The organism is Nodosilinea sp. LEGE 07298 (assembly GCF_015207265.1).
Taxonomy (GTDB): domain Bacteria; phylum Cyanobacteriota; class Cyanobacteriia; order Phormidesmidales; family Phormidesmidaceae; genus Nodosilinea.
The window spans coordinates 1-13,373 of sequence record NZ_JADEXE010000190.1 but is presented as its reverse complement, the minus strand read 5'-3'; the positions used below and the strand labels follow the sequence as shown (position 1 = coordinate 13,373).

Annotated in this window: 10 protein-coding genes; 5 read left to right on the top strand and 5 right to left on the bottom strand. The window is 58.6% G+C overall.

From position 1 onward, the window contains the following. Positions 1–81 precede the first annotated feature (81 nt). The gene (locus tag IQ273_RS22000; RefSeq protein ID WP_194025307.1) at positions 82–2,628 is read right to left on the bottom strand and encodes a type II CAAX prenyl endopeptidase Rce1 family protein; all 2,547 of its coding nucleotides are present in this window, start codon (positions 2,626–2,628) and stop codon (positions 82–84) included. A gap of 358 nt (positions 2,629–2,986) precedes the next feature. Between IQ273_RS22000 and IQ273_RS21995 the strand changes: the two genes are divergently transcribed. After that, positions 2,987–4,003, top strand: coding sequence for an alpha/beta hydrolase (locus tag IQ273_RS21995; RefSeq protein WP_313898196.1), 1,017 nt, complete (start codon positions 2,987–2,989; stop codon positions 4,001–4,003). Here the strand turns inward: IQ273_RS21995 and IQ273_RS21990 are convergent. After that, positions 3,992–4,852: a fructosamine kinase family protein gene (locus tag IQ273_RS21990; protein ID WP_194025306.1), complete on the bottom strand. Its 861-nt coding sequence runs from the start codon at positions 4,850–4,852 to the stop codon at positions 3,992–3,994. The genes IQ273_RS21995 and IQ273_RS21990 overlap by 12 nt on opposite strands. An 11-nt stretch (positions 4,853–4,863) precedes the next feature. Beyond that, the gene (locus IQ273_RS21985; protein WP_194025305.1) at positions 4,864–6,180 is read right to left on the bottom strand and encodes a pitrilysin family protein; all 1,317 of its coding nucleotides are present in this window, start codon (positions 6,178–6,180) and stop codon (positions 4,864–4,866) included. A 309-nt stretch (positions 6,181–6,489) separates the two neighbouring features. Here IQ273_RS21985 and IQ273_RS21980 point away from each other — a divergent pair, with 309 nt between their 5' ends. Together IQ273_RS21980 and IQ273_RS21975 are read left to right on the top strand one after the other, a co-directional pair. Further along, entirely contained in the window at positions 6,490–7,203 is a 714-nt protein-coding gene (locus IQ273_RS21980) for a lysozyme (RefSeq protein ID WP_194025304.1), read from the top strand. A gap of 437 nt (positions 7,204–7,640) precedes the next feature. Next, positions 7,641–11,387, top strand: coding sequence for an EAL domain-containing protein (locus IQ273_RS21975; RefSeq protein ID WP_194025303.1), 3,747 nt, complete (start codon positions 7,641–7,643; stop codon positions 11,385–11,387). Here the strand turns inward: IQ273_RS21975 and IQ273_RS21970 are convergent. Next, complete coding sequence (locus IQ273_RS21970) at positions 11,341–12,048, bottom strand: ABC transporter substrate-binding protein (RefSeq protein WP_194025302.1); 708 nt, start codon at positions 12,046–12,048, stop codon at positions 11,341–11,343. The genes IQ273_RS21975 and IQ273_RS21970 overlap by 47 nt on opposite strands. Before the next feature lie 170 nt (positions 12,049–12,218). On the opposite strand from IQ273_RS21970, the gene IQ273_RS21965 reads away from it, so the two are divergent. Both IQ273_RS21965 and IQ273_RS21960 read left to right on the top strand, forming a co-directional pair. Then, positions 12,219–12,656 (top strand): hypothetical protein, encoded by a 438-nt coding sequence (locus tag IQ273_RS21965; RefSeq protein ID WP_194025301.1) that lies wholly within the window; start codon positions 12,219–12,221, stop codon positions 12,654–12,656. A gap of 116 nt (positions 12,657–12,772) precedes the next feature. Continuing rightward, positions 12,773–13,009 (top strand): ferredoxin-thioredoxin reductase variable chain, encoded by a 237-nt coding sequence (locus IQ273_RS21960; RefSeq protein ID WP_194025300.1) that lies wholly within the window; start codon positions 12,773–12,775, stop codon positions 13,007–13,009. Between the two features lie 71 nt (positions 13,010–13,080). On the opposite strand, the gene IQ273_RS21955 is transcribed toward IQ273_RS21960, so the two are convergent. Next, positions 13,081–13,308: a hypothetical protein gene (locus tag IQ273_RS21955; protein ID WP_194025299.1), complete on the bottom strand. Its 228-nt coding sequence runs from the start codon at positions 13,306–13,308 to the stop codon at positions 13,081–13,083. Positions 13,309–13,373: the final 65 nt, after the last annotated feature.

Genomic DNA, 13,373 nt, shown 5'->3' with positions numbered 1-13,373 from the left:
CCCGTAGGGAGAAAGGGGGTGATGGTCCCTGAGCGGAGTCGTTCGCGCTAGCGTCTCCCGTAGAGAGAAAGGGGGAGGGGTTTAGGGAGTTGATTCAACTGGTTCTATCGCTGGTTTTTGCGGGGAAGGGCGCTGCTGGCGGCGAGTGCGGGGTAGGCGAGCTTTGCCGCCGAGGGCGTAGATCCACCCTAAGACTACCGCCCAGTGCAGGAACGCACAAAGCAAGAGGGAGCCGGTGATCCAGTACAGCCCGGTCAAAAACAGTCCCAGCCAGCCAGCCAAAATCAGGAAGCGGCGATCGCAGAGGGTGTGGTGGGCGGCTCTGTACAGGGTTTTGCCCAGCAACCAGTGGTAGAGCACAAAGAGAATCAGGCTGGCGATCGCCCACAGTAGCCAGCGCCCACCCGGTATGCCCTCATTGGGGTGGGGCAGCAGCATGACCCGAAAGACAATTTCCTCCAGCAGGGCGGGAGCAAAAAACAGCCGCAGAGCATGAAAGCCAAAGCGTACCGGGCTATGGACGGCATTCTGACGCACCAAAAACCGATTTTGCAGCCCAAAGGGAATCGCCAGGGCAGCGTAGAGAGCCAGGAGCAGCAGGGTGAGCAGTACCTCGCCCCAGACGATCCGAGTGGTCAAGCCATCCACCAGGCGCTGCACTCCTCGACCCAAGAAGGGAATGCCACCCAGCAGGGTAGTGGGTGGCACCGGCTCTACCAGCGGGTCATGGCCGCCCACCATGTTGGTGCGCAGAAACCAGAGCTGGGCACCGTGGCGCAGAAACACCCGCGCCACTTCATCGTGGGTCCAGCGGGGCATCATGCTCTGCCAGCTCAGCACCCCGCTCAGCAGCCCTGTATTACTGACAAAGTCCCCTCGGTGCGCAATTCCGGCCAGCGAATCGGCATTGTTGCGCCAGTCGGGGCGAACCACGCCGTAGGGAACGAGCATGGCCTCCAGATCGGCTCCCAGGGCTACGAACTGCCGAGCGCGAACGGCCTCGGGGCTGTCGGGGTTTTGCCGAATCCATTCGACAATCTCCGGGTGGGTTTCAATCTGTCGCCGCACCTGCTGTATGGCGATGAACAGCGCCTGGTTCGAGTCCTGCACGCAGGATGTGGCCGGGGTAACGCCTGCAACCCCTGTGCCATCGCCAGTGCGGTAGCGGGCGGCCAGCACCTGGGTTTGCATCAGCAGCTCGCGAAACAGCGAGATGCGCGTCTCCCCAAACTGAAAGGGCGCGACAAACGCGTCGAGCTTCACCACCACATCCGACACCGGGCGAATGCCCAGCCAGCCCCGCTGCATGTCGCCCATATAGGCACTCCAGTCTTGGGTACCCGAGATCACCCCTGGCGAGTTGTGGGCATAAATTTGCTGGTAATGAATATCGAACTGCAGCTCATCGGCGATTGGCTCACGCACCACTCGCGCCAGCCCGTAGGCAAAGTGGCCCGTCACCGTTCCCGCCGGAATGAACTCGCTATTTTCACCGCCAATGCCGCCAAACAGGTGAATCACCAGGGCGTAGTCGCCCTCCTGCCAGCGATCGCGGGCCGCATCTGAGCTGCCGCCGTCGGGGCTGACCAGCACCCGTTGCAGGGTGCCCTGGCGCTGGGGAGTATCGCGCCAGTTCTGCCTGTCAATGTACTTAAACCCCGGCTCGCGGCCAATCACCACCTGGTCGGGCATTAGCTGCACCAGGCTGCGGGGCTTGAGCGACTGCACGGTGAATACGCCATTCGCATCACGCGCACCGTAAACGTACCAGCCCACCGCCCCCGCCGGAGAGCTGTCTAGCTCGCGCAGGTTGGAGAAAAAGCGATCGCCGTTGATCTTCGGCTGCTGGGGAATGCGAATAGTGCCCGTGGGGCCAGTAAAATCTCGGGTCGTCACATCGTAAAACTGCACCCGAAAAAACTCGGTGGGGCAGGGTACAGCCCCAGGGCACTCGGTGGGCAGTGGCTCATTTACGTTTGGATCTGGCCCCAAAATTTTCACCAGGCCGTACTCGCGCCCGGTGATTTGAATCGGCTCCAGGCCGGTTTGCAGCACCGGCTGACCCGACTGGCTGACCAGCTCACTCTCCGCCAGTCGCACAGTGACATCGTCGTTGGGTCGTGCCCCAGCTAGGGATTGCAGCGGGCCAACCTGGCGACGCCCGTTTAGCCGCACCGGCACCAGGTTGCCGTTGGCCAAAAATCGCTCGGCCTGGGAGCTAAAGGCAACGTCACGGGTGACAGTTTCAACGTAGGCATTGGCTAGGTCGCTGGGCTTCCAGGTCAGCTTGATCGTCTGACCTACTAGCTCCGGGGCCGTACCATGCCACACCTCAAACCAGACCCAGTCGCCGGGATCAGCCGTGTAATCAGCTTCGCTCGGTAAGATCAGCCGCCCGTTCCAGACCCCGTTGGGCCGCAGGTTTGGCGAACTGGGCAGGGGCTGAACCGGGTAGGTGGTGATTTGGTTGAAGGGTTGGGCCTGGGCCAGCTCGTAGTTTGACACGCTGGCGATCGCGGCCACACTGCCCAGCAGCACAACTAAAGCTGTCAATAGAGTCAGGATCAGCCCGCGCCATCCCCGGTTAATGCGCGGAGGCAACCAGCGATTGGGTAGTCGAACTATCATGGCAGGCTCTCTTGGATAAGGTCAGCGATCGCAGCGGTGAGTGGTCTTTTTCAGGCTTGACCCTGGCCAACTTCTTGACAACCAAAAGTTGGATCAGCCTGCAACCCGCTTAGGGTAGGGTATTGACTCTTTATAAAAAACTTGTAAGGCCCCAGAGCCAGGGCTGTGACCTGAGGTTAAGAAAATTTATGTTGCTCCATCGGCTCAGGCCAGCAGATATGCCCTCATTCGCAAGGTAGTTCTGATTTCAGCCCCAAAATTGGCCTTGGTACTATGGTCGTGGCTAGCGATCGCACGCAGACCCATGACCAAACCTTCAAAGGGATCCAGATTACAACGCTACGGGAAAGGGATAGCCGTGGGGTTGACCTCCGCTCTGGGGCTGCTTATCGTGGTTGGCGCAGGCACCTATGCCGCCTTTCGTCTTAGCCCCTGGCCCTCGGCGCTGCTCATTCGCCAGGCCTTTGATGCCGAAGCTGAACAGGTTTCTGAAGCGCTGGAGCCCTACCTGCCCGAGGGTGTAGTGGCGGTGCTAGATCAGCGCTACGCCCCAGGCCACGATGCCTACCTCGATGTCTACTTCCCCGCCAGCCTGAGCGAGGGCGAGAGGCTGCCGACCGTGGTGTGGAGCCACGGGGGGGCGTACATCTCGGGCGACAAAGACCAGATTGGCAACTATGCCCAGGTGCTGGCCGGGCAGGGGTTCACCGTGGTGAGCGTGAACTACTCCATTGCGCCAGGGGCTAAATTCCCCACGCCTATTCGCCAAGTCAACCAGGCACTGGGGTACCTGGTCGAAAATAGCGATCGCCTGCGCGTTGACCCCAACCGCATTTTTTTGGCTGGCGACTCCGCCGGGTCGCACATTTCGGCCCAGTTGGCTGTAGCCATTACCGAACCCGCCTACGCCCAGCAGTTGGGTCTCACCCCGGCGGTCGCTCCCAACCAGATCGCCGGGATGCTGCTCTACTGCGGCCCCTACAACGTGCGATCGGTTAACCTCAGCGGGCCACTTGGGCAGTTTATGACCACCGTGCTGTGGGCCTACAGCGGCGATCGCAACTTTGCCGAAAATGACTACTTTGCCCTGGCTAACCTGAACGACCACGTCACCGCCGACTTCCCACCCACGTTCATGTCGGCGGGCAATGCCGATCCGCTGCTGCCCCACTCCGTGTCGCTGGCAGACCAGCTTGAGCAGCTGGGCGTGCCGGTTGAAACGCTGTTTTTTCCCTCCGACCACGAGCCGGGGCTGGGGCACGAGTATCAATTTGTATTGGACAGTGAGGCCGGACAGCTCGCCCTGGAGCGGTCGGTGCAGTTCATGAAAGAGCTGGCAGCACCCGCAAATTCGCCTAACGCCTCACCGCAGTAGCTGGTCGATCATGCGATTAGCCTGCGACTCATAGCTGCCGCCAAACAGAGTGAAGTGGTTGAGGATGTGATACAGGTTGTAGAGCGTTTTGCGGGTTTTGTAGCCTGCGTCGAGCGGGTAGGCGGCATCATAGGCCTCATAGAAAGCAGGAGGGAAGCGGCCAAACAGTTCGGTCATGGCGATGTCTACCTCGCGATCGCCGTAGTACGTTGCCGGATCCAAGATCACCGGCTCACCGTCTTTCGTCACCGCCGCATTGCCCGACCACAGATCGCCATGCACCAGGGCCGAGGCGGGGGAATGGCCCGCTAGCAAATCGGGCAGCGCCATCAGCAGCTCGTGCTGACGCGGAAACCGCCCGCCGCGACGACCCGCCAGGCGAAACTGATGACGCAGGCGGTGCTCGCGGTAAAACTCCAGCCAGGTCGTCGTCCAGGGGTTGGGCTGGGGGGTTGCGCCAATGGTATTCGTTTGGTGCCAGCCAAAGCCTTTCTCGTTAGTGACACGGTGCATAGCCGCTAAATTTTCCCCCATGCGGCCCCATGCCTCGCCGCCGCCGCCCAAATCCAGCCACTCCAGGGCAATGTAGGCCGAGCCATCCACCGTGCCCCAGCAGATCGGCTTGGGCACCCGAATGGTCTGGCTGTCGTACATGTCTTTGAGGCCTAGAGCCTCAGCCTCAAACATAGCCACCTGCGAGGCCTGGTTGAGCTTAAGAAAAAATGATTGTGTACCGTCGCTGACCTGGTAGGCCTGGTTAATGCAGCCGCCCCCCACCGATCGCCGGTCGGCAATGGCAAACGCGGTGCCGGTTTTAGCTGCAATATGCTGGGCGATCGCAGTCCACATATCGACCTGTCCTATGCTGCTGGCTGGAGAGCGACCACCCCGTAGGCCTCGCTGGAGAGGTAGCTCTGGGCCGCCTGTAGCACCTCGTCTACCCCTAGCTTTTGAATGTAGGCCGGGTAATTGAGGCCTTCGGCAATGTCACCGGTCAGCGTGTGGTAGTAGCCGTAGAGACCAGCGCGATCGCTGGGGGTTTCGTTGGCAAACACAAACCGATTGGCCACCTGGGTCTGCACCCGGCGTAGCTCGGCCTGGCTGACTGGCGCTTGGGTAATGGTAGCGATGTGCTGGGCGATCGCAGCTTCTACCGTAGCCAAGTGCTCTGCTGGTAGCTGGGCCGACACCATAAACACACCCTGATGGGCCAACGTCATGTTGCTACAGCTAATGCTGCTCACCAGCTTGCGATCTTCCCGCAGATCGCGCACCAGGCGCGAGGTCAGCCCCCGTCCCAAAATTGAGGCCACAATATCCAGGCCGTAGGTGTCGTCAAGCTGGGCTACCCCTGGCACTCGCCAGGCCATCACGAGCCGCGCCTGGGCCAGAGCCGCATCGTAATGCACCGCTCGCCGCACCGTAGTAAAGGGAGCCTCCAGATCGCCGGGCAGCAGGGGCTTAAACCGCTCCATCAAGTCAGTCGTTTCGGGCGCGGTACGCTGGTGCATAGCGCGCTCAAACCCCTCGGCCACGGTGGCAATCAGGGTATCTACCGGCAGGTTACCCACCGCTACCGCCGTCATGCTCTGGGGCTGGTACCAGGTGCCGTGAAACGTCCGCATCTGCTCCGAGGTCAGGTTTTCGACTACCGCCGTTGGTCCCAGCACGGGGCGGCGGTAGGGCAACCGATCAAACACCAGCTCCATAGTGCGAGCGTAGGTGCGGCGGCGGGGATTGTCATCGGCGCGGCGAATTTCTTCTAAAATCACCGGGCGCTCACGCTCAAAGTCGTCGTCGCTGAGGCGTGGGGTCATCACCATCTGAATTTGCAGCGGGGCCAGGGCGACAAAGTCTTGGGGAGCTGTGGTGATGTAGTACTTGGTGTAGTCTTGGCTGGTGGCGGCGTTGGTAAAGGCTCCTCGCTCTTCTACGCGCCGCTCAAACTCGCCGCACTGCAGCTGCTGAGTGCCTTTAAAGATCATGTGCTCTAGAAAATGAGCCATACCGTTAATGGCGTCACTTTCTGCTGCCGAGCCCACCCGCAGCCAAAGGCTCAGGTTTACCACCTCTAAAGGCATTTGCTCAGCAATGACCGTCAAGCCGTTGGGCAGGCGACGAATGGTGGGCGACACGAGGCGAGAAGGCAGATCAGCGGTCGCTGAGAGCAAAGCCATAGCAAAAATTTGCAACCTGAAAAAACATTAGGCCCTGAAAAACACCAGGCAAAAACACCAGGCTTTGAATATCTTAACGACTGAATCGTCTGCCTGGGACAATCGCCTGCCAACCCCCACGCCATTCAGGGCCAGAAACGGCCCCAAAATCGTCAAGAACCAAGCCAGTCAAGTCCACAGGGCCAGTTTACAAGGCTAACATTGGGCGCAGGGGCCAACATGGCAGTTTCCCGATTGGCAGAACTCAGTGTCCCATTCTGGCGAAAGTATTGTAAATTCCTGGTATGCGGCCTATTCCGGGGAGATTACATGGGCACCTGGATTAAAGAGACAGATATTGCAATTTACCTGATGCAGGGGGGCTACTGGGTCTCCCGCATTACTAAATATCCATCCAGCAACAATCCTAAAGAGCAGGTGGTGAATATTGGCAGCATCAAGTCGTGGTTTTTGCGCGACGACTACCCTCGCGCCATGACGGTATCGATTGGCACAGGGGCTCCAGAACCCCAGCCCATGCCGCCGCCACCGCCGCCGCCACCCCAACCCAGCAACACCATCAATGCCGCTGGTTTAGAAATTGTGAGGGGGTTTGAGGGATTGGGTCTGAGCGCCTACCCTGATCCAGGCACTGGTGGTGAACCCTGGACCATTGGCTACGGTCATACTTCTGCGGCTGGGCCACCGCAGGTGTACAGGGGTCTTGTCATTACCCGCGCCGAGGCCGAAGAGATTCTCAAGCGCGATCTGGCTAAGTACGAAAAAGCCGTGGCTAACGCGGTGACCCGTACCCCCACCAGCGATCAATTTTCGGCCCTGGTGTCGTTTACGTTCAACGTTGGCCCCGGCAATTTTCAAACGTCTACCCTGCTGCGAAAGCACAACGCGGGCGACTTTGCCGGAGCCTCAGAGGAGTTTGGTCGATGGGTCTATGCAGGGGGCAACGTGATGCCCGGTTTGCAGCGGCGGCGACGGGCTGAACGCGCCCTCTACCGCAGCGAAAATTGGCAGCAGTTTATGTAGCTCCAAGGCCATAAGTTGTATTTATATCTGGATTTTGGCGCTGGTGCGATCGCACCAGCGCCTGTGTGTTTAAAGCGTAACTAACGCGAAGCAACGCTAGCTCTTGCTACCGAGTTGGGGCCATTAGGAGCCGTTAGGAGCCGCCATATAGTGCCACTCAAGCCAGTGGTTGGCAGGGGCGACTACTATAGAAAGTATTAAGAGCTATGAATTGCGCCCCCAATGATCGGTACTAAGTGGGGAAAAATAAGCTGAAAAGAACTGGCTGGCACGGTTTGCCTGGTGACGGTCCCCACGAATACTCCCTTGTGCCAATAGGCCTGTTGATTCCCCCTTCTACGGATACTGCCTAGGTGACATTAGTTGGGTGACATCAGTATTTTGGACGGTTTTAGATGGAGTACTAAGGCTGCTTTTGCCCCTAAGAGCTTGATGTAATGACCGATGATGAAATATCGACCAGCCTCAACCCTAGAATGCCTGACAGACGTGAACCGATGGCTGGTGCTGGCCAAACCAGCGAACTAGAAGCCTTTGAGCAGCATTTTCGGGCCATGCTTGAAGCGATGGCCCTAGCGGGGCTAGTGGTCGACGCCCAGGGCTGCATTTTGCTCTGCAACGACTATTTGCTAACCCTGACCGGTTGGCAGCGCCACGAGGTGCTGGGCTGCGACTGGTTTGAGCTTTTTATTCCCCTAGATAACCGGCAGTCGCATCGGGCATTGTTTGCAGCGGCGATCGCAGACGAACAGTGCCCCACCCAACACACCAACGAAATTTTGACTCGCAGCGGCGATCGCCGCCTGATTGCCTGGAACAACACCTTCTTTGCCAGCCCCGACGGCCACATTCAGCGCGTTACCAGCATTGGCCAAGACATTACCGACCAGCACCAGCGCGATCAGCGTCTTCAAGAAAGCGAACGCCGTCTCCACAAGCTCGCGGCCAACCTACCGGGGGTGGCGCTGCGCTATGTGGTGACCGTCTCAGGGGCAGAGGCGGTCACCTACATGAGCCAGGGTTGCGCCCAAATTTGGGAGCTAGACCCTATCCAGGTGCAAGAGCAGCCAGATTTACTGTGGCAAACCATTCACCCCAGCGATCGCGAGGTCGTGCGGCAGCTGATTCAGCATTCTGGCGAAACCCTGACCCCCTGGTTTTGCGAGTGGCCCATGATCACACCCTCCGGGCAGGAGAAGTGGCTGCAGGGCATGGGTCACCCAGAGCACCAGGCTAATGGCGATATCGCCTGGGATACGGTTGTGCTCGACATCAGCAATCGTAAGCAAACTGAGCAAGCACTGGGCAATGCCCACGAGCAAATGCAGGCCTTCATCGACAACACCCCGGCCCTGGTTCATTTGTTTGATGCCAACGGACGCTATCTACAGGTGAACCAGTCCACGGCTGCCCAGTTTGGGCTTCGTCCCGAAGCCATGATCGGCAAGTCTTTTGCCGATCTGTTACCAACATCGGTGGCCAGCATCTTTATGGAGCGGATTCAACAGATGGTGGCCACCCAAGCCCCGCTCACCGTCGAAGATACCCTTTTGCTCAACAACGAGCAAAAGGTGTATCGTTCAGTGCTCTTTCCGATCAACACCAGCGGCGACGATGGCCCTACCTTTGGCGCGGTAGCGACCGATATTACTCCCCTAATCAAGGCCCAACAGGCCCTGCGCCACCAGGCCGAGGAAGAGCGACTCATTCGCACCATTACCCAGCACATTCATCAATCGCTGAATGTCAACCAGATTTTGCAGACCACTGTGACCGAAGTGCGGCAGTTTTTGCAGACCGATCGGGTGCTGATTTATCGCTTCAACCCCGACCTCAGCGGCACTATGGTTGTTGAAGCCGTGCTGCCCCCCTGGCAAGCCACCCTGGGCCTCACTGTAGAAGACACCTGCTTTCTCACCAGCCCTAAGTTGGCCAAACACTATCGCCAGGGCCGCACCCACCATATCGACGATATTGACCAGGCCAATATCGCCCCCTGCTACCGCGATCTGCTGGCTCGTTTTCAGGTACAGGCCAATCTGGTCGTACCAATTAACTGCGACAGCAAACTTTGGGGGCTGCTGTGTGTCCACCACTGCCGAGGGCCACGCCCGTGGCAGCCCAAAGAAACTGCTCTGCTGACCCAGCTGGCTGACCAGGTCGGCATTGCCCTGCAGCAGAGTCAGCTGCTGGCCCAAACCGCCACCCTGGCTCGTCAGGAAAAGCTGCTCAATAAGATTATTAGCGCCTTTAGCGACAGCTCGGAGCTGAATATTCTGCTGCAGCGGGCAGCCACCGAAATACTGCCCACTTTTAGGGTTAGCCGCAGCCTGGTCATTCTCTGCCAGGCCACTGACGCGCAGCTGGTGCACACCAACTGCGCCAGCGTGCCCGACTGCGACAGCTTGCAGGGTGCAGTCATCCCCATTTATGGCAACCCCCATGCCCAGCAGGTACTGAACCAAGAAGACCCAGTGGTGGTTGACGATGTCATCCAGGCACCCACCCTAATTCCCAACCTGGCTCTGGCCTTAGAATTCAAAATTGGGGCGATTTTAGCCGTCTCTATTCGCTACCGGGGCGTGGTCAAAGGCATTCTCAGCGTGCACCAGTGCCCCGGTCCCCGCCGGTGGAGTCAGGATGAAGTCAAACTGATCAAGCGGCTGGCCGACCACCTGGCGATCGCCATTCACCAAGCCGAGCTCTATGCCCAGGCCCAGAGTGAGCTGGCCGAGCGCAAACGGCTAGAGGCCCAGCTCCGCTACGATGCCTCCCACGATCGCCTCACCAATCTGCCCAACCGCACGCTGTTTTTAGAACGGCTGGGCCAGGCGCTCGATCAGCTGCGCCACCATTGCCAGCACCACATGCCCCTGGCCGCCCTAACGCCAGATTTATCCAAAGTCGCCCCCTGCTGCGATCGCCAGTTTGCCCTGCTGTTTCTCGACTTAGACCGCTTTAAAGTCATTAATGATAGTCTGGGCCACGCCATAGGCGATCATCTGCTCCAGATCGTGGCCCAGCGGCTGCTGACCTGCCTGCGCCCGATCGATATGGCCGCCCGTCTAGGCGGCGACGAATTTGTGGTGCTGCTGACCGACCTCAGCGATGCCGCCATCGCCATCAGCATGGCCCAGCGCATTCATGCCATTCTCGAAACCCCCGTCCTGCTTGAAGGGCACGAGGTCTTTATCCACGCCAGCATTGGTATTGCCCTCAGCTCTACGGCCTATACCGACCCCAACCAGGTGCTGCGCGACGCCGATATCGCCATGTACAAAGCCAAGGGCAGCAACCGTGAGTACGCCATCTTCGATGCTCCTATGCACACGCTGGTCGTGCAGCAAATGCAGCTTGAAAACGACCTGCGCCGCGCCCTAGAGCGGTCTGAACTGCGGCTGTTTTATCAGCCCATTGTCAGCTTGGCAACAGGTGAGACCCAGGGGTTTGAAGCGCTGGTACGTTGGCAGCACCCCGACCGAGGGCTGGTGCCTCCCCTAGACTTTATCCCCATCGCCGAAAATACTGGGCTGATTACCGCCCTTGACCTCTGGACCCTCAACGAAGCCTGCCGTCAGCTTAGCCACTGGCACCAGCAGTTTGCGGTGAGCCAGCAGCTCACCGTCAGCGTTAACCTCTCAGGGAAGCAGTTTGTGCGCCCCGATCTGATTCAGCAGATCGACGCTGCCCTAGACCGCCACGGCATGCAGGGGCGGCATCTCAAGATCGAAATTACCGAGAGTGTGCTGATTCAAAACGCTCAGCTAGCGATCGAGCTGCTCAAACAGCTGCGCCTGCGCCACATTCAGGTCTGTATGGATGATTTTGGCACCGGCTATTCATCCCTAAGCTACCTGCATCGCTTTCCTATCGACGTGCTCAAGATCGACAAGTCGTTTATTACCACCCTGCACAACCCCGCACCCAACCACGGCGACTACGAAATTGTCAAAGCCATTATTAGCCTGGCCACTAACCTCAATCTGACAGTGGTGGCCGAAGGGATTGAAACCGCCAATCAAGCGCACTACCTCAAGGCACACCAGTGCCAGGGTGGGCAGGGCTACTATTTTTCTAAGCCCCTGGCCGTGGAGTCGGCTACAGCCTTGATCAAGCAGCTCAACGGCTCGCCCACCGCTAAAACGGAAACGGCTTGTAGGGAATCCACTGGGCCCACAGCTTAGCCAAAGTGCCATTGACAATCAGCTGATTGAGGGCGTGGTTGAGCGCTTCCAGCAGTTCACGGTTGCCGGGCAATACCCCAACGCCAAAGGGATGCTGGGTGGGGAGCTGAAACGCTACCCGCAGGGTATTGGTATCGGCTTCGGCGGTCAGCAAGGGCAGAGCGTCGCCCACTAGGGCGTCAATTTCGTTCTGAGCCAGGGCGCGCAACAGCGTAGACCGAGTTTGAGCCGACACCTTAAAGGGCATCCACTCCAGGTCAGGCAGGGTCTCGGTGAGACTCATGGAGGTGCCACCTGCCATGGCCGCTAGACGCTTGCCCGCCAGGTCTGCAACCGTGTGAATGGGGCTGTCTTCGCGCACCAGCACGGCCTCATCGAAACGCCCGTAGGGACGGGTAAAGTCAGCCCAGGCGCGGCGGTCCTGGGTAATAGCCTGACTAAAGCACACCACGTCGTAGTCGCCAGTGCTCAGGGTTGGATAAAATTTGTCGGGCTCAATGTCAAACCACATCGGGTCTAGACCCAGCACTTCACCCACCGCCCGAGCTACGGCGGGTTCGTACCCCAGGCGATCGCCCTCCTGAATAAAGCTCATCGGGCGAGCGTCAAAATCGCTAGCGATAATAGCAAGCTGACCGGGGCGAACGGTGGTGAAATCCATAACCCGTAAAAAACCTTAGTTTAAGAGTATTGTGACACCAAACCCGGTCTCACTAGGGGGGCTGTCTCCCCCCATTTGTCGATCCCGAGTCCGGCTCCAATGTCTCCCTTGAAATCGCTCTCCATTCATGGAATGGTGAAGACAGTATTGCTAGCATGCGCGAGAGCTGAATGACTGTTAGTAACCCTGCTTCTGACCCGGCCTTTGCCCCCCTGCGCGACTTTCGACCGCTGCTGCTCAAAGCCCACAAGATTTTGATGGATGCGGAGAAAGACCGCTATGAGGCCAGCCACGGCGCGATCGCGACCAAGGGCGACTACCTACGTCTGGTGCTCAGCCACGAGCAATTTAGCTGGCTGCGGCCCATTTCTCAGCTAATTGTGCAGATCGACGAAGTGCTGATGTCCAAGCAGCCCCAGCCCGTCGAGCGTGCGCCAGAGTTGCTCAACCAGGCCCGCCATCTGCTGTACGACACCGAAATTGGCCAGGTTTTTCAAGAGCGCACCGATCTAGTTGCCCGCAGCAGCCCCGAAATGGCCGCTATAGCCCAGCGTATGGATGAACTGATGCAGCCCTACGGACCTCAGCCAAGAAACACCCCCACCTGATTGGCCGCGTCTACGTGCAAGCGGCCATCCTGTGCAAAGATAAGAGGGTTGCAAAAAGAAAGTTCCCACCTGGGTGCCAGGCGCTAGGGAGGATTGAGTAAGAGCGAGTGTGTGTTATGAACGTTGGCGATCGCGTCCGAATTAAAGAATCCGTGATTTTTTATCACCACCCGCTACACCGCAACGAAGCCTTCGATGCCAAGGGCCTAGAGGGTGTGATTATCAATATTCTCACCGACTATAAAGGCCGCCCCATCAGCCCTAACTTTCCCGTTCAAGTCGAGTTTGCCGTCGAGGGGGCCAAGCGACCCATGCGTGCCCACCTCAAGCGCGACGAACTAGAGAGCCTTTAAAGCATTAAGAATTTATGGGATAGCCGTCTCGGCTGTGCCGTGCCAGGCAGAATCCGTTAAAGCCAAAGTTCTCAGACCGGGCGACGGTTGAACCAGCGCAACAGGTTCAGCTCCGATCGCATCTGTTCAAGATCGCGCTGGTTTTCGGCAGCCACCTGGTAGTACCACTGGCAGTAGTCATCAAAATTGGCCCGGTGCTCTAGCTCCAGACGAAATTCCTGGGCCGCCTGATGCAACTCCAGGTACTCGATCACCTCCTGAGGGGTTGCCAGCGATCGCGGTCTTAGGTATTCAAACATAGCTACCCGAAGCACCACAGGCTCATCATAGCTTGCGGGCTTGAAGTAGGTAGACAGCACTCATC